At 28.1% G+C, this 18898-nt stretch carries 13 protein-coding genes and 1 pseudogene; 10 read left to right on the top strand and 4 right to left on the bottom strand.

The genetic code is table 11. The features are described from left to right. Window positions 1-402 (top strand): T9SS type A sorting domain-containing protein (locus tag Q0857_RS16405; RefSeq protein WP_298537855.1); only part of this gene is annotated, 402 nt, incomplete at its 5' end. 971 nt (window positions 403-1373) lie between these two features. On the opposite strand, the gene Q0857_RS16400 is transcribed toward Q0857_RS16405, so the two are convergent. Together Q0857_RS16400 and Q0857_RS16395 are read right to left on the bottom strand one after the other, a co-directional pair. Further along, the gene (locus Q0857_RS16400) at window positions 1374-3284 is read right to left on the bottom strand and encodes a right-handed parallel beta-helix repeat-containing protein (RefSeq protein WP_298537850.1); all 1911 of its coding nucleotides are present in this window, start codon (window positions 3282-3284) and stop codon (window positions 1374-1376) included. Window positions 3285-4182: 898 nt separating this feature from the next. Further along, window positions 4183-5862, bottom strand: a complete 1680-nt coding sequence (locus Q0857_RS16395) for a right-handed parallel beta-helix repeat-containing protein (RefSeq protein ID WP_298537848.1) — start codon at window positions 5860-5862, stop codon at window positions 4183-4185. Between the two features lie 709 nt (window positions 5863-6571). Between Q0857_RS16395 and Q0857_RS16390 the strand changes: the two genes are divergently transcribed. The 9 genes from Q0857_RS16390 to Q0857_RS16350 all read left to right on the top strand — a co-directional run bounded on the left by Q0857_RS16390 (window position 6572) and on the right by Q0857_RS16350 (window position 17283). Further along, window positions 6572-7189, top strand: coding sequence for a sugar transferase (locus tag Q0857_RS16390; protein WP_298537844.1), 618 nt, complete (start codon window positions 6572-6574; stop codon window positions 7187-7189). Window positions 7190-7213: 24 nt separating this feature from the next. Further along, the gene (locus tag Q0857_RS16385) at window positions 7214-7858 is read left to right on the top strand and encodes an acetyltransferase (protein ID WP_298537841.1); all 645 of its coding nucleotides are present in this window, start codon (window positions 7214-7216) and stop codon (window positions 7856-7858) included. Window position 7859: 1 nt separating this feature from the next. Then, complete coding sequence (locus Q0857_RS16380; RefSeq protein ID WP_298537838.1) at window positions 7860-10529, top strand: GNAT family N-acetyltransferase; 2670 nt, start codon at window positions 7860-7862, stop codon at window positions 10527-10529. A gap of 155 nt (window positions 10530-10684) precedes the next feature. Then, on the top strand, window positions 10685-11764 hold the full coding sequence (locus Q0857_RS16375; RefSeq protein ID WP_298537836.1) for a GNAT family N-acetyltransferase: 1080 nt from the start codon (window positions 10685-10687) through the stop codon (window positions 11762-11764). 6 nt (window positions 11765-11770) lie between these two features. Next, entirely contained in the window at window positions 11771-12925 is a 1155-nt protein-coding gene (locus Q0857_RS16370; RefSeq protein ID WP_298537832.1) for a GNAT family N-acetyltransferase, read from the top strand. A 3-nt stretch (window positions 12926-12928) separates the two neighbouring features. Next, window positions 12929-13861, top strand: coding sequence for a GNAT family N-acetyltransferase (locus Q0857_RS16365; protein ID WP_298537829.1), 933 nt, complete (start codon window positions 12929-12931; stop codon window positions 13859-13861). A 190-nt stretch (window positions 13862-14051) separates the two neighbouring features. After that, window positions 14052-14951, top strand: a complete 900-nt coding sequence (locus tag Q0857_RS16360) for a GNAT family N-acetyltransferase (RefSeq protein ID WP_298537826.1) — start codon at window positions 14052-14054, stop codon at window positions 14949-14951. A 216-nt stretch (window positions 14952-15167) separates the two neighbouring features. Beyond that, window positions 15168-16100, top strand: coding sequence for a hypothetical protein (locus Q0857_RS16355; protein ID WP_298537822.1), 933 nt, complete (start codon window positions 15168-15170; stop codon window positions 16098-16100). Between the two features lie 175 nt (window positions 16101-16275). Further along, window positions 16276-17283 carry a GNAT family N-acetyltransferase gene (locus tag Q0857_RS16350; RefSeq protein WP_298537818.1) on the top strand — a complete coding sequence of 336 codons (1008 nt, stop codon included), beginning with the start codon at window positions 16276-16278 and terminating at the stop codon, window positions 17281-17283. A gap of 19 nt (window positions 17284-17302) precedes the next feature. Here the strand turns inward: Q0857_RS16350 and Q0857_RS16345 are convergent, their stop codons facing one another. Together Q0857_RS16345 and Q0857_RS16340 are read right to left on the bottom strand one after the other, a co-directional pair. Beyond that, window positions 17303-17794: a T9SS type A sorting domain-containing protein gene (locus Q0857_RS16345; protein ID WP_298537815.1), complete on the bottom strand. Its 492-nt coding sequence runs from the start codon at window positions 17792-17794 to the stop codon at window positions 17303-17305. An 87-nt stretch (window positions 17795-17881) separates the two neighbouring features. Further along, window positions 17882-18898, bottom strand: a pseudogene (locus tag Q0857_RS16340) (hypothetical protein); the annotation flags it as partial.

The raw sequence follows: 18898 nt of genomic DNA, 5'->3' as shown, positions 1-18898 counted from the left end.
AAGTCATATCAAGTAACGGTAAACGATGGCACACTTAATATAGCTTTCGATCACGAGGTAGGCAATCCACTGATTAACGCCATTGAAATTATGGGTCATCTAAATAGTTCAACTTCTAAAATATCTTCTAACTCTAAAAATAAAAATACTGCAGTTTCACCTCAAGAACAAACAGTGATTATTAATTACAAGTTATACCCTAATCCAGTTAAAGATATTTTAAACATAGATCTGGATTATGAAGTTAAACTTAAACAAGTTCATTTTTATAATGCCTATGGTCAGCGTATTCTTTCGGTGATGTCGCAGAGAATAAACGTTAGTGGTCTAAAAAGTGGTGTGTATTTTGTAGAAATAGAAACTAACCAAGGAAAATCGATTAAAAAAATAATCATTAAGTAACTTTTTCCCTAAAATAAGTGGATTGACTCAATTAGTTCATTTAACTTACTTTGTACTAAATAAATGTAAATAGTAGAAAGTTATTACTATATTCTCTTCAAGAGACAATGCTTAAAAAGTATATTGAAATAATTTTCAATATACTTTTTTTATTAAGTGAAAATGTTCATCATTGAGATATTAGATTTTGGAAATAAAAAATAAACGGGAAAAAGCAATGAAATATCAACGAAAAGAACATTAGTGTATCTAGTTGTTATTACTTGTAAAAGTAATTTTGTCCTAGTTTCCAATGTATTTATTTAATTTAAAAATGAATTTCTTCTAGGTTGAAAAAAATCAATCCTTCAAATAAATAATGTTTATTACTAATTAAACAGCTATATCTTAATTTTTTAGATTCCAAAACTTTATTCTTATGCTTATATTTATATGCCAAATGAACATTTTTAACATTTTTATTATCTCGATTTTACTAAGCTTCTTTAAATATATTTTTAAGTGGTATTACACATGGTTCTAATACAGCATCTTCTGAACATTAAAAAAACTCTAAAGACCCATGTACTTAAAATAACTCTCCACTATTCAACTACCAATATGGTTTAAAAAATTCAAAGGATTAAAAGCTATAAATGGTTTAAGTACTATTTACTTTAGAATAGAATCCAGTTTTTCAAAATGACACAACTTATAAAAAAAGAGGACTTTAAAAAAAATCCTCTTTTTACTTTTTAAGCTTAAAAAACCTAGGCTAATAATTTAATGTCAAGGACATTTCACAAACTCAAATTAATATTTCTACATATAAATAATTTGAACTCCTTTCCTCTTCTGACAACACGGAGTCTGGATAAATACTATTATATGAACTGAATATATACTTAAAAGAGTAAATTTTTGATTTCAAATAAATTACAAACCTTTAAAAGTACCTTAATTTAAATTTAAAGCAATAGAAATGTAAATTTTTAGTTATTCATATTATTATTAGTTAAAACAATATTTTCTGACTTGATAATTTCAAAATCTGTGTTACTAGTGTTGTTTTTAAACTCAATATTCTTAGCATTATTAAGGTAAAGGGAAAAGTTTTTGCTTTTAGTATTAAATGTGCAATTATCAAATGAAATCTGAGTCTTGCCTATTGAACTTTCACTAAGAAATCCAATTAAACTTAATGGTCGATTAGTAACGTCAACGAATTCATTACTTACACTTATATTATTAGAGTTTTGAGCGTTGTTAAAACATTTGTAACCATAACTAACATCTAAATTACTTTTAATATTGTTTTCAGAGAAAACAGCATCATAAAGATAACCTTTCAAAAATACTCCAATATTACAATCTGTTATTACGTTATTCTTAATTGTAAAATTTTTTCCGGCCACACTAATACCATTAGCGTAATTTTTTATTTTATTCCCAGTAATGGAATAGTTATAATTATGTTCTACCCCTCCTCTTGAATAAGACTGAATATTTATAGCATTGAAATTCCCTGATTCTCGTGATTCAAAAGTGTTATTTCTTATAGTGATATCATTTGCTGCTACATTAGCTACCCATTTGTCAAAATAGTTATTCTCAATGACAACATTACTACAAGTAAACAACGTTATATCACCAAATTCGTTACCCGTCAGTCTTGAATTTCTGATTATAACGTTTTCAATTTTATTAATTTCATTCATAGTCCCATCATCATTAATATACCTAAGTGCTTCTAAATCAATACCATATTTTGGTATTGCTCCAGAACTACTGAAAATCTTTTTGCCATTTCCATCATAAGCCTGTTCTCCTTTTCCGGTATCAACGATATCACAATTATCAATAACAACACCGTTGGCATCAATAATAGCAATTCCATTACGCCTACTTTCTGTTATTAGGCAATTTTTTATTAAAACATTTTCGCTTGTTCTTGTTCCTTGTTTCAATGAACCATCAGGATTTCTAATAGTTTCTGCGTGTACTTGTATTCCTTCACCAATAGCGTTACTAATCTTAACATTATCAACAATAGCATTATGGGCGCCAATAATCCATATTAGATGTCCATTCCCATGCTCCTCTCTATTCACTCCGGCTATATCATAAATAGGTGTGTAATCATGCTCCCAACGATCACCAATTAAATTTCCTCCAGAAATAATTGCATTATCAGATACCATAGTTGTAATAAGTGCATATGCTGGAAAATGCGTTGGTTGAACTCTTAAAAATGTATTTTCACTCATTTCAAAATGAAAATTTGAAGGCACTCTAATTGATCTATCAAAGCTATATTTTCTATTAACCTTATTGGCTTCAACATTAAAATAGGCATCCATTTTATCAATTCTAAATGTAGTAACCGACATGGCTTTCGTTCTTTCTATAACATCATTGATTATAATTCTATTATTTAAGGCTACGGCATCAGAAACTTTACCTTCAACTATTCCCCAACGTTCTGGAATAAAATTAAACGTCTTATCTTTTATTTGTGGCGTAGAGCCTATTAAAGTTAAAGTAGCATTCAAAAATTCTTCAGAAATAATCGTATTTTTAGAAAGATCAAGAGTACCATTTATTATATCTCCTCCTTCAAATAAAAAGGTGATTCCTTCGGGTAATTTAACAGAACTTCCTCCTAAATCTAGGATACAATTAATAATAACAGTTGAATTAGGTTCTACATTATCCAAATTAAAGTCACAAGGTAATGAGGCATCTGATTTACTCTCTTCTTCTTTGTCTTCATTCTTATCTTCTACCTTATCATCTGTAACCACTTCTTCAACAGGTTCAATAAATAATTCTTCTTTGTTGCATGACGTCACAGATATCATAATTACAAATGCTAACAGCATAACTCTCTTCGTTTTTATCATCTTAATTTCAATTTGGGGAGGGAAATTATCTGAAACAAATATAAAAATATTAAAAAAAAATAAACGGCTAAAAACCATTAATTTCGACAAAAAGCACGTTATGTAAGTAATTACTTATCGTTGAAATACATAAATTGAATTTAATTAGTTAAACTATTCAATACTGAAAAAATCACATTCTAGATTGTGTTTATGCTTAACGAGCAATTATTTAAATTATATTGAAGCCCAAATTTATTCTTTAACTAAATATAATCTGAAATATATTCTAGTTCAATTAACATCCAATTTTTTTTTAAAGATAGTTCTTCTGAAATCAACATTTTTAAACACGGTAGTTAAATTAACAACATGTTATATCAAATAAAAATTGTTGACTCTAATGCACATTGTAATTAGATTTTGAGCATATCAAAGAGTTTGCAAGCATAGTCCCCTTGACCGCTAATAATGAATAGTTCAACAGATCAATCCTTTTATAAAATAGCCTATATAACATAAACCAATTATTGTTCAAAACATAGCCTTCATCGCTGACGCTTAAAGCATCCAACTTCAAGCGTTTCAAAAAAATCCTTAAAATAGAAAAAGAATGTTAAATACAATCTGAAAACTTCTTTGACGAATAAAATCAATTTTTCTAAATTATTCGCATAACGCGACATTCCACAGATCAATTTTACAACAAAAAAACATCAATACATTATGAAGAAAGACAAGTATCAAAAACAGATTTCAGACAATCGCTAAAAAAGAGTTATTCAAATAATTTAATTAAACACAAACTTCACGACTAATTAATTTGGTCTTAAACAAATTTTCATTTTCTATTTTTTAAAACAAAACCATACAACCCTTAATTTTTTCGAAATATGCTAAAACGACAACCTTATTTCAACTAATTAAAAGTGTCATTATTAATTAAAACAATATTTTCTGAGTTAATTATATCAAATGATGTATTACTATAGTTATTTTGAAATTTGATATTTTTTCCTTTGTTTATGTACAATTTAAAATTTGTACTACTAGTTGTAAAATTACAGTTTTGAAAAGTTATTTGCGGTGTACCTGAGTTGCTAAGATTAAGAATATCAATAAAACTTATAGGTCTATGCCTTACGTTAATAAGTTCATTACTGACAATGACATTTTCTAAATTATTAGAATTTCTAAAATTCCTATAACCATAACTAACGGATAGAGAACTGTTTATTTTATTGTTTTTAAAATTACCATTAATTAAATTACTTACAAAGTAAATTCCTGTAGTACAATCTATAATAGTGTTATTGCTGACTTCTTGGTTTTCTCCTGCGACTCTTATTCCAACACTATAATTTGTCACCGTATTACCACTAATAAGATAATCATGATTGAGTTCTTTTCCAAAAGGATCCTTAAATGAATTGACGGCTATTGCAAAATAAGAAGGATCTCTAGACTCAAAAATATTATTTGTAATTTTTACATTATCAGAAGCTTTGTTTGAAATCCATTTATCAAAGTAATTGTTTTCAACAATCACGTGACTTGCTGTATATAAAACAATATCTCCAGATGTATTACCTGTAAAATTGGAATTTTTGACTGTAATATTCTCAATTAATGCAGTTTCTTCCAGTATACCGTTATCATCTCTGGTGCGAATAGCTTCCAAATCTATACCATACTTTGGTGCTACACCAGATGCGCTAAAAATTTTTGCCCCATTAGCATCATAAGCTTGTGAACCGTTTCCTGTGTTTGTTATATTACAATTGTCGATTGTAATATTTCTGCCATCCAATACACTTAAACCATTCCTTCTACATTCATCAATCGTCAAGTTTTTAACTAAAACATTATTCACTTCTCTGTTAGTTGGTCCCAAAGTACCATCAGTATTACGAAGTGTTTTTGAATGAAAAACTAATCCGTCTCCTGTAGCCTTGCTCAAATGTACATTATCAATAACAATATTTTCAGACCCTATTATCCATAATAAAAAACCCCAACCGTGTTCATCTCGTGAAACATTATGATTATCTTTTGTTGGCGAATAATCATGTTCAAATCTGTCTCCAACTAAATGTCCTCCAGTTATTGTTGTATTGTCTTTAAGATAAACTGTCATTAAGGTATATGTCGCTTCCGAATTTGGCTGTACTCTTATATATGTACCATCACTCATCACTAAATTAAAATCTGATGGTACTTGAATAGAAGCATCAAAATTTGTCTGTCTATTAATGCTATTAACATCCACTTTAAAATAAGCGTCCATTACTCCAATTTTCATAGTGTTGATTCCTACTTTTTTTAACTCTGCCATAACTGAGTTTAAAATATTTCTATTATTCAAGGCTATTTCATCAGAAACCTTACCTTCAACTATACCCCAGCGCTTAGGTTCAAAAACAAATATTGTGTCTTTTATTATTGCTTTATTTTCTAACTCATTTATTAAATTATCAAATCCTACTTTGGTATGAGCAAACAAATTATTATTACTTGCACCACAAACTAATGTTAACGTAATAACTATTATGGACATAAAAAAGCCCTTATTTTTAACCATTTTTTTTATTTTTTGCATTTTGAGAGTTTAATTTTTAAATAATACTAATAACAGAAAAATATTTTAAGTTATATACGATAAACCACCCCTTTTAGACGTATAAAAATCAAGAAATGCAAATATAATTGAGATTAGGCGATTATCATAAAATTGTTAATAACTAATATCAAAACAACTACTTAGAAAAAACCTTCTTTTTTAGTAAACAAAATCTTATCTTTTTCTCAATATTTTAACCTAAAAATTTATTCCTGTTTTGGCTTGAAATTAAATCACCTCCTTCCTTCTTAAATATGGTTAAAATTAGAATTCAATTAGGGTTATAAGTAACATCTTATAATTTTGGTATTTATTTAAAATAAAAAAATTACACTATTCTTGTTATTGTAAAATTAAAAAAGTGTATTAGTTTTTTTTTTACATAAAATTATCATTAAAAAATATTGAAATACCAAACGCACTCTAAACTCAATCTTCTAGACGTACATATAATTGACTTGATTTTCATGAATTATGTTAAAATAAAAATGTCAAATTATAAGATGAACAGCTAATGTCATAAACACTTTTGTACCATTAACGATGAAAAAGTTTAAATAAACGAAATTGGACGAGATACATTAAAAAGCACTGAATATATTTTTATATTTGAATAATTATAGAAAGTTTTATTATAATGGTAAGCCCTCTACATTCTTATAATAAAAATTATAGCTCACATCTACTTATGAATTATAAAATTACTCTTAAACCAATATTAGATTTTTCAATATCATTTTTAGCTATTATAGTATTATCGCCAATTATTGTTATTGCTACAATTTTATTAGCATTGGCAAATAATGGAAAACCCTTTTTTATTCAGAAAAGACCAGGTAAAAACGAAAGAATATTTAATATTATTAAATTTAAGACCATGACTGACAAAAAGGATAGTAATGGAAACTTACTACCAGACTCCGACAGAATAACTTCAATAGGAAAAATTATTAGAAAAACATCTATAGATGAAATTCCGCAGTTGTTTAACGTTTTAAAGGGAGATATGTCAATTATAGGTCCTAGACCCCTTCTTCCCCGATACCTTCCCTATTATACAAATGAAGAACGAAAAAGACATCATGTTAAACCAGGAATTACTGGCTTAGCACAAGTGAATGGAAGAAATTTTATTGATTGGGAGCCAAGATTGAAACTTGATGTTAAATACGTTGATACAGTATCTTTAAAAGTTGATTTTAATATTTTCCTGAAGACTATTTATAAAGTTTTAGCTTCTGAAGATGTAGCCGTTGATGCCACAAAATCCCAACCTTATTTGGACGAATTACGACGTAAAGAATAATTTAAAAAGACACAAAAGATAATTATGATCAAGCAAAAAGAAAAAAGGGTACGGATTTATGGTGCTGGAGGTCATTCTCAAGTAATAAAAGAAGTGTTACTAGATAATGGTTATTTTATAACTGAAGTTTTTGATGACAAACCGCAAATGGTTCATTTTGCATCTAAAAAAGTTTCTGAGGGGCTTAGAGGAGATAATCTAAAAAAGTTTCCGCATGAAGGACATCCTGTAATTATTGCTATTGGTAATAATTTTGAAAGATCTGAAATTGCTGGTTTCCTAAATTCAAGTTTTGGTATAGCAATTCACAAATCAGCAATTATTTCTTCAACTTCTAAAATAGGATCCGGTACGGTGGTATTTGCAGGTGCAATAATACAGCCTAATACTACTATTGGAGAACACGTGATTGTTAATACTGGAGCAAGTATTGATCATGATAATATCATTGGTGATTATGCTCATATTTCACCAAAAGCTGCATTATGTGGGCATGTTGAAGTAGGAGAAGGAAGTCATATAGGTGTTGGTGCCGTTGTTATACCAAAAGTGAAAATTGGAAAATGGTGCACTATTGGTGCTGGTACAATAGTACTAAAAGACATTCCTGATTATTCTGTTGTAGTAGGTAACCCTGGTAAAATAATAAAAACAAAAAAAACCTCATAAAGTGGATAACAATCTTAATAAAGTGAATGATATTACATTTGTTGGCTCAGGTATTTCGACGTCATTTACCATAATAAATTTTTTGAATCTTTTAGATAAAAAAAAATTAACTCATAAAATATCAATTAATATTATTGATAAATATTCTGAATTTAACACAGGGATTCCTTATGGAAGTAGGTCTGGTTTTTCAACCTTACTAATAACTTCATTAAAAAATTTCCTGCCTGAACCAGAACGTACTAGATTTATAAATTGGCTTAACTTAAACAAAGGTTGGCTATTAGAGGCGTATAAAGAAGAAGGAGGCGTTTTAACAAAAAAATGGTTAACAGATAATCAAGCAGCAATAGAAAATAACGATTGGAAAGATCTTTTTCTACCTCGAAGGTTTTTTGGCATATATATCAATGAAAGAGTTAAAAATAAAATACAATATTGTGTAGAGAATGGTTTAATAAATGTTAATTATATAGAAAAAGAAGTAGTTGACATTATAAAAAATGAAAATATTTTTGATATCTCAATTGAAAATGGGAATAGCATTCTATCAAAAAAAGTTGTGCTTTCTATAGGATCACTTCCAGTGAAAAAATTATGGAAAGAATTAGACCTTATTGAAGAAAACAATTTAATGTTTGTCAACTCCCCTTATAGTCCAAATTTAAACAAAACTTTGGATACTATTAATTCTTTTTTAGAAAAGCGATCAGAAATAAACAAAAAGACTAATGTTCTCATAATTGGAGCTAATGCAAGTGCACTTGAGCTCTTATATAAATTAAATGACAACGACAATTCAAATAGAAATAGTCTGAATGATTTTATGCTTCTTTCAACACAAGGAAGGACCCCTGATGCTATAATAGATGAGAAAAGGAAAAATGAATTTCAACCTTATAATTTAAACAAATTACAAAGAAAAGGTTCTTTATCAGCTAAAGTTATTGCTAAAGCTGCTTTTGAAGATATTAATGAAACTGATAAAATAAGTCTTGGAGCTGCATCCACCGTTGATACTATTTCTTCTGCTTTTGGCACTTTGCTTACCAAATTAGAATCTGAGGAACTAAAAAAATTCGCATGTCATTACGGTAACGAAATTGGTAAAAAACAAAGGTGTGCCGGTGTACATTATACTGATACCATAAGGATGCTAAAAAAAGAAGATCGCTTTATACATTTAGCTGGTCGTTTTAAAGATTTAGTTTTAGATGAAGAAACCAATGAATATAGCCTTAGGTATTTAGATACAAAAACAAACACAGAAAAGACCTTTAATAAAAAATATCATTTAGTAATAAACTGTATTGGGGGAATGAATTTGACTGATAATAACACTCCTGTTTTATTGAATAATTTACTTAAAAACGGGTGTTGTGAAATGAACGATTCAAAAATTGGTTTGAGTTTAAATAATTCGTTAGAATCTATACCTGATTTTCATATTATGGGGCCTTTAGTAGCTGGGAATGTAATTAATAATAATGCTGTTTGGCATGTAGAGCATTGTGGCAGAATTATCTGGCTATCTGGACTACTCTCGAAAGTACTATATGACTCAATTAGTAAAACTAATTTACAGAAACCCAAATTAAAAATTAGCGATAATTTAAGCCAAATTGAAAGTGATTTTGAAATCATAACAGAAAAAAAAGATTGGGATTTATTTTTAAAAGACATTGGTAACTACGACTTTTATCACACATATGATTATAACAAATTGGGATCATCGAGCACAGAAAAACCTATTCTTATAAAATACATAGAAAATGATATCATTATTGGGTTACCTTTAATTATTCGTGACATTTACAGTACTATATACAAAGATGCCACTTCAGTCTATGGCTATGTGGGACCGGTATCAAAAGGTATTGGAAATGATTTTGATAATTCTAATTTCATAAAGCATCTTAAGAATTATTTTAATGACAATAATATAATCTCTGTTTTTTCTAGGTTAAACCCATTTATAAAGAATCAAGACAGAATTTTATTTGATATAGGCAGCTTAACACCACAAGGAAAAGTTGTCAATATTGAAATAAGTAAACCCCTTGAGGAACAGAGAAGTAAATACCGGAGTAGACTTAAAACTTATATTAATAAATCAAGGAAGGAATGTTCGATAAAAATAGCAAATTCTGAAAAAGAATTAAAAACATTTATTGATCTATATTATCAAAATATGGACAGAGTAAATGCTAAAAAATATTATTATTTCAGTAAAAACTACTTTAAACAAATACTAAATAGTAAAGACTTTGCGGCTACTATTTTATTAGTCATACACAATAAAACAAATAAAATTATTGGTGGAAGTATTTTTATTACTACCAATAGAATTGTACAATATCATCTATCAGGTACAGATCTTGAATACTCAAAATTAAACCCTACAAAGTTATTGATAGATGAAATGAGGATTAAGGCTTCTCAGGAAGGAAAAAAATACTTTAATTTGGGAGGGGGATTAGGAGGAAGTGACACGGACTCGCTATTTCATTTTAAATCATCCTTTTCTAAGGACTACAAACAGTTTTACCTATGGAAATGGATTACAAACAAAGAAGTTTATAATGAACTAGTAATGTCTAAAACCGAAAATAAGCAAAGTGATTATTTTCCAAGCTATAGATCTATTGAGGATATAAATGTTCAGATGTGATTATTTACAATCCCTTTTTATCGTCTAGTTTTAATAAAATTTGGTGTAATCACTTTAAGAAGAAAACATCTACTTTCAGTTATATCAATATAGGGTTCTATAAGTCAAATATATGCCGTCTCTATACAAATATTGGTAAAAACTTAACTAAAGGGATGTCCTATGAAATTTCAAAAGACAAACTTAAAGATTTCAGGAAAAAAGTATTTTTAATTTATGATGTACCAAAATATTTTGAAATAGACAATTCTATTGAAGTAGAAAATATTAAGTCTATAAAAATAAACCAGTATCCCGGGTTTTTAATCAATCTTGAAAATTACTCCGATTTTAATGATTATTTCAGAGCCACTTTTAGCAAAAGAAGTATTCAAAAATTAAATAGGTATAATAAGCGTTTGGAAAACTGTTTTAATTTAACAGAGAAAATGCTGTGGGGGTCAGATACTGACAAATTAGAATACGATTTTGTTTTTAAACATTTCCATAAATTACTAACAAAACGTTTTGAAGATAAGCAGATAACTAATAATAATTTAAACCCAGAAGAATGGTCTTTTTATAAAGATGTTGCATACCCCCTCCTACTCGAGAATAAAGCCGGTTTATATGTAATTTATAGTGATGACATTCCAATTAGTGTTAGGTTACTATACTTTTCTGAAGACATCATTTTCGATGCTATTACCGTTTTTGATATTGACTATACAAAATTTCATTTAGGTAAATTATCAATTATGAAGATGCTTCAGTGGAGCTTTAAAGAAAATTATAAAATATTCGATTTTTCAAAAGGATACTTTGATTATAAAGAAAGTTGGAGTGATTTAAAATATAACTTTGAATACCATATCCATTATGATCGTAATAGTATAAGTTCATTTTTACTAGCCAATAGCCTATCCGTTTTCTTTAATTTAAAACAATATTTAAGGGATAAAGAATTAAATAAAAAATTACATAAGTTTAGCTTTTTTCTTCGTAAGAAAAAGTCTAAATCACTAAGCCCACAATTAATAATTACTGAGGAATTAATCACATACGATGAAGATGCTTTAGCTCAAGTTAGTCTTCAGGATAGAAAATATTCATTTTTAAAAAAACACGCATTTGATTTTCTTTTTTTAAATAGTGAACATTTAAAAAATTTAGCGGTTTTTGAAATAACCAGTCAAAGTAACACATCATACCTTCTAAAAGGTGAAAACAATAGTCAAACATTGGCTGTTAAATAATATACCATGAAATTAAATTTCATAAAAACAAAGGATTTTTACAAAGAGTTATTTGAAAAATCTAATATTCCAGACGGCTACATTGCCATTTCACACAAAAACGAGAAAGAAACGTCTATTGGATTAAGTGAGCTTAAAAAAAAAGTGTTTAAAATTTACTCATATCAATACGCTCCTAGTTATTTAAATTTCGAATTAGATTCGAGTTTATTCATAAGAAAAATATTTCTAAAACAAGGATATGCTGCTAATTTACAAGAGGTAAATTCTATTGATGATTACCTTAAGAATCATTGCAAAACGAATTTTAGAGGTAATGCGAGAAGATCGGTTAAGAAAATTGAAGCCTGTCTAGATATAGACTATAAAATGTATTTCGGTGAATTATCAGAAAACTTATATTATTCTTTGATGGATGATTTTCAAAGGATGCTAATTAAAAGGTTTGAACAAAGAAATGACAGAAATTTGGTTTTAGAAAATTGGGAATATTACTTAAGAAATACACGCGACCTAATTATTAATAAAAAAGCATCCTTATTTGTAGTTTATAATAAAGATAAAGCTATCGCCTTTTCATTAAATTTTCATTTCAAAAGTGTATTCTATTTTGCTATACCCACTTTTGATATAGATTATTACAAATTTGCTCCAGGAAATGTAGTCATATATAAAAATTTGGAATGGTGTATTTCAAATGGCTATAGTTTTTTTGATATGGGCTATGGGGGCTTTGAAAACAAAATTAATTGGTGCAATACCACTTATAATTTTGATCATCATGTTTTATACAAGAAGAACAGTTTAATTGTAAACATATATAGCACGTTCTTGAGGTACAAGTATTATTTAATTAATTTTATATTATCGAAAAACTTAAATAACCTATTAAAGGCCAACAAAAAAAAGAAAAAAAAATCTTTTCAAATGCCTTATCTCTTTACGAAAATTGACGACTCTTTATTTTTAAATAAAGATGACTTGATGGCCATAGATTTAAAAAAGGATTTTAGGCCATTTTTAAAAAGACCTCTTTATGATTTTTTATATTTGAATAATGAATATATAAAGGATGTTTTGGTTTATGAAGTAATTAATGAAACTAGCGTATATATAATTAAAGGCCTCAATAATCAAATAAAAATTGAGGTAAATAATTAATTTATGACAAACATTAGGAGAGAACGATTCATTTGGGAATTCATGAGAGTTGGAAAAATCCCAGCTATATATAACAATATACATTACGATACTAATAATTATTTAAATAAAGATTGTTTACAAAAAAACACTTCAAAAGTAATTAGTACAACACTGTTTCCTACATTTCTAACATCTACATTAATAAGCGAGGAGAATTATTACTTAAAAAAAATAAGTCACGTAAACTTTACTGGTGGAGGAATTTCAATATCTTATCCAGAAACTATCGATTCTTTTCTAAAGAAATACTTAAAAACGAATACCAAAAAAAACCTTAGACGAAGTATCAGTCGTTTAGAAGAATCAGTTAACATTACATATAGTTATTATCATGGCTCCATAACTAAAGATAAATTTATTTTTTTATTAAATACGTTAAGATGTTTACTTAAAAAAAGATTTCATCATAAAAACATGATCAATCATTTTTTAAATGAATGGGACGAAAACACTAATAATTTATTTAGTTTGATAAACAATAAGAAGGCCTCTTTATTTGTTATTTATGACTATAAAAATCCAATTAGTATATCTGTAAACAGGCATTTTGAAAACACTATATTATTTAGTGAATGCCATGGCTACAATTTAGATTACAGTAAATTTAGCCTTGGTCATTTAGATAATTATTTGTTACTAAAATGGTGTATTCAAAACAAGTATAGTTTTCTAGATTTAGGAAATGGCGTATCTGATTATAAAAAAAAATGGTGTAATACTCTTTATAATTTTGAATATCACATCTATTATAAAAAAAAGTCAATAATTGCTAAGTTAATTGCATCTGCAGAAATATATAAAATAAATGTAAAAAATATAATAAAGAAATTAAAAATTGATGTTTACTTTAAAAATAACAAACAACTTATAAGGAAGAAAAACAAGAGTGTATAAGTTTATTTAGCTATTTACTCTATAAGTTTGCATGATTTTTTTAAGTTATAATAGACTTGATAAAGAATAAGATACACAGTAATAATCTAAATTAAGAATAACGAACTTTAAAAATACCATATAATAATAGACAGACTCAATAGTGACTCAAATACCTATTTTGTCTATACATAAAAGAAACTTTTAATTAATGATAATAAAGCGGGAACAATTTATATGGGATTTTTATAAAAATGGTAAGGGTAAAATCTGTGATAGTTTTGACCATGTTAGTTATAATGAAAATATTTTTAGCAATAATAGTAGGTTATCAAGACAAATACTGCCAAGAGTAGTCTATGTATCTTTGTTCCCAGGGTATCTTAATGCGTCGTTATTTAAAAGTGAAAATTATAAATTAAAAAAGATTAAGCATAATGGTTTTTCTGGAGCTGGCATTCGTTTAGATGGTTATGACTCAGCTGATTCTTATTTAAAGATTTTAAAAAAAAATGATCTTAGAAAAATAATTAAAAAAAAGAGAGCTAGATTATATAAAGATTATTCTGTTAAATTAGAGCATAATTTTGGTAGTATAACCGAAGAAAAGTGTTCTTATTTATTAAAAACATTACATGAAATGATTTCTGTAAGGTTCGTAGATAAACTAGAAGAGCATTCTTTTTTATCTGATTGGGACTCCAACATAAAAAATATGGTAAGTTTAATAAATAATAAAAAAACATCATTATTTGTAGTTTATGCGGATGAAAAACCAATTAGTATTCAGGTCAATAGACATATATATGGAGTTTTATTATTTTGTGAAACACATTCCTTCGATATGAACTATAGAAAATATGGTATGGGCAATTTTAATTATTATCTAAATATAGATTGGGCTGCAAAAAACAATATTACCTTTATGGACTTTGGAAATGGTATTTCATATATTAAAAAGAAGTGGGCTAATATGTTTTATGACACGCATTATCTGATATTTCGAAAAAAAAATAACTTTATAGCCCTAATAATTTCTTACTTTGAAATCATCAAAATTAAATTAAAAACTCTTATCAAGTATTGCCGTTTTTATTTTAATAAACTGTAAATTTCAGATAGATTGTTAAGAACTTATGATTAATTATCAGATTTCATTTTTTTATGTTTGTTTTCCCAAGTGTTACTAAAGTACTTTTTTGTCATATCGATACCGAGAAATTAAATCTTAATAAAATTAATAAAGCGAGTATGACTTACTAAATCATATTCGATGAACAACTTGAAATTATATCTAAAATTGTACATTCCTTTTTTTAAAGTATAAATGAGTATAAGAAAAGAACAATTCATTTGGGATTTTTATAAAAATGGTAAAGGTAAAATCAGTAGCTTTATACAAAGTGTTAGTTATAAAGAGTTTGAAATAATTAATAAAGATGCTAACTCAGAATCTTTGTCTTCTAGAGTTTTATATTTGAGTTTATTTCCTGGGTATCTCAGTCCAAAGTTTTTGAAAAGTGAGGACTATACCTTAAAAAAAGCTGTGCATCATGGATTTAGTGGGGTCGGCATTAGTTTAGAAAGCACCAATTCAGTAGAATGTTATCTAAAAGAGAACAACAAAAAGAAAATTTGGGTGAATTTAAAACGTGCTAAGAAAAGACTTGAGGCCAATCATTTAATTGATTATGAATACAATTACGGGCACATTTCTGATGAGAAATGTGCTTTTTTAATGAAAAATCTTAGGGATATGTTATCAAAAAGATTTGGGAACGGAGCTTTAAAGCATTCCTTTATTATGGATTGGGAAAATAATATACTTGATATAGCATCTTCTATTCGAAACAAAAAAACATCTCTAATTGTAATATATGCAAACAATAAACCTGTAAGCATCTCTGTAAATAGACATGTTGCCGAAACGATATTTTTTTGTGATACGCATGCGTTCGACCTAAATTATCAAAAGTATGGCCTGGGTAATTTAAACAACTCCATGAGATTAAATTTGTGTTATAAAAACAAAATTCCTTTCCTAGATTTAGGAAATGGAGTGTCCGAATTCAAAAAAAACTGGAGCAATTGTTTTTATGAAACTTATTATTTAATTTTCTATAAAAAGGATGATTTTATTGGTGCATTATTAACAGCCTTTGAAATATTAAAAATTACACTAAAAAACCTTATAAAATTATATGTTTATGATTTTTATAAGAAAAAGAAATTAAGGACTAATTCAAAACCTAATGTTTAAATTAAATAGTATACATTTTTTAGATTATCTACATAAACACAATACCGTCGTTTATCCCTATAAATCCTTAATATTTTCGTTCAACGACAAATTAGTTCATCAATCGAAACATAATTTTATCCCCCCTAACAATGCTAAACCTTTTTTAACAAATTTTATTGTCTTTCCAAAGTTTTTGAATGCAGAATTTTTCGAGGAAGATAAAATTAAGATAAAAAGAATCATTCAAAAAGGTCATGATTGTTATGGTATCATACTAGAAAACAACATTAAAGATGTTGATGTTTTTTTAAAAACCTCTCTCCCAGGGGCTTTTAGGAGCAATTTAAATAGACTAAAAAAGCGACTAGAGATGTGCTTCTCAATTAAATACACGATGTATTGCGGATCTATTAAAAAAGATGAGTACGACTATATTATGAATTCTTTAATTGAAATGCAGGTTAAAAGGTTAAACCATCAAAAAATTGATAATCATCTATTAAATAAATATGAGAATTATAAAAAAATAGCTTTTTCATTGATAAATGAAAAAAAAGCATCATTATTTGTTATTTACAACAATACAGTACCCATAGGAATAACATTAAATTTTATTCTAGATAAAGTCTATTTTGGGGAGATTACTACATTTGATATGAATTATTCTAAGTTTGGCATTGGTAATCTTTTAATCTACAAACAACTTAGTTGGTGTATTCATAATAATTTTGAATATTTTGATATGGGTAATGGTGAATATGAATATAAAAAGAAGTGGTGCAACCATCATTACCTTATAGAAACTCATATCATTTATTCAAAGAATAGTCTAGTCGCCAGGTTCGCGTCTATTTTTTGTGAATACTTGGTTAAACTTAAAAATGTTTTAAAAAGAATTAATTTTCACTTGGCTTATAAAAAAGCACAAAAAATATTTAAAGGAAGTAAAGAGGAAAAATCTCTTCAGCAGATTAAGTATGAATTTCACAAATTAGAATCTGGGGTTAATCAAACAAAAGAGATAAAAAAAGAAAATTTTCAAGACCCTAAATACGATTACTTAAAAAAAGTTATTTTTGATTTTCTTTATTTATACAAGGAACACTTTCAAAATGTAGTACTGTATTCAATTTCTAATAAATCCCATACTTTTATCCTAGAAGGTGAAAATCACATGGTGAAATGCATCATATTAGAATAAAGCAATTTAGAATAACTTACTAATAAACATATTTAACAAATTTAAAGGTCTTAATAATGGACCGTTTGTTCAATACATTCATGAAATAAGTAGCCTCGTCTAAATTTTTAATATCTATCCTAGTAGATGCCTTACGGGCTTTAACACGGTGAATTAATTTTCCTCTAATATCCATAATCTCAATAGTCAATCCTTCAGGCCACCTGGAATAGAAGATGTTATCAACAAACTTTAAATTAATAAAGCTAGCAGCAGGATTAGGAAATACTGAAATATCTAGTCCAATAGGGTCTGTAATTCCTAGAACTTCAGAAACTTCAAAGGCTTGTTGGACCCCTTCAGACAAATTATCCCCATTATTGGAACTATTATACTGATATACAGTTTGTCCCACAGTATAGCTTGCCGAGCCCCCTACTCCTTCTAAATCCCCTCCAGAACTTGCTGCGGTAGTCTGGCCACTTAATATGCCAAAACTAAAAAGAAGATAAATAAAACATCTTAATTTCATTTTCATGTTACTTAAAATTACATCCAATACCGTTCATTTTGCTAAAGTAATTCCAATAGCACTGTTACACTGCAAAAAAATGAGTTTTTAATTCTTATCTTTTAATTGCTCTTCAAGCTTTAGTAATCTTTCCATCAATGATTTTAAACTTATATTCTCCTTTTGAAGACGTTCAATTTCAAGAGCTTGATCTTCTAAAACTTTTATTTGAACTTCTTGAGTTTTCAATTGCTTGTTTTGTTGAATAGTATACAAGGTAAGTTCTTCTATTTTTTCAACTAGTTTAACATTCATTTCACCCAAATGAAGTCCGTTCTTTTCCATTTCTTTATCCGAATCTATTCCCGGTAAATGTTTGTTTTTAATTATAAATTTTTCAACATCTTCTAAACTCAGTAATTTGTAATCCTTTGCAAATACATAGTCTGGCCACATATCAGCATCTACAATAACCTGTACTTCTTCGGCATACACTTTACCAGCTACAATTAATTTTGTAGTAGCATCAAAAGAAGTAAACGGATCTACTGCACTGAAATTATTTGAATCAATTCCAATGGCTACAACACCTGGGTTATCATAATTAATGTGATTTCCAGCTTCTGTCCATGCGCTGGTAGCAGATCCCATTGGTCCTTGAGGACCCTGAGGGCCTACTAAAGAAACCCCTGCAGGCCATATCCCACCTGACTTTGGACCAAACAGTTCGTTAGTTGCGGTGTTTATATAAAAATCTCCATCAATTCCGTCAGAACCATCATCAGGATTTACAACGCCATTTAATATGGTACTACCGTCTGAAATACCCTGTATACCTTGTGGGCCTTGCGGTCCAGTTAGGTCAGAAGTTGTAAAGCTTGAACTGTCTGTATAATTAAATGTAAATGTTCCATCATTGTTATCAACTGTAGATGATATGCCATTTCCGGTTGGCCCTACTGGGCCTTGTGCGCCTGCTGGTCCCGTTAATCCTATTGGACCTTGTGCACCTGTAGCTCCATCTGCACCTGCTGGTCCCGTTAATCCTATTGGACCTTGTGCACCTGTAGCTCCATCTGCACCTGCTGGTCCCGTTAATCCTATTGGACCTTGTGCACCTGTAGC

It is taken from the genome of uncultured Algibacter sp. (assembly GCF_947495925.1).
GTDB lineage: Bacteria > Bacteroidota > Bacteroidia > Flavobacteriales > Flavobacteriaceae > Algibacter_E.
The sequence above is the reverse complement of the archived record's forward strand: the minus strand, read 5'-3'. Positions and strand labels throughout refer to the sequence as shown.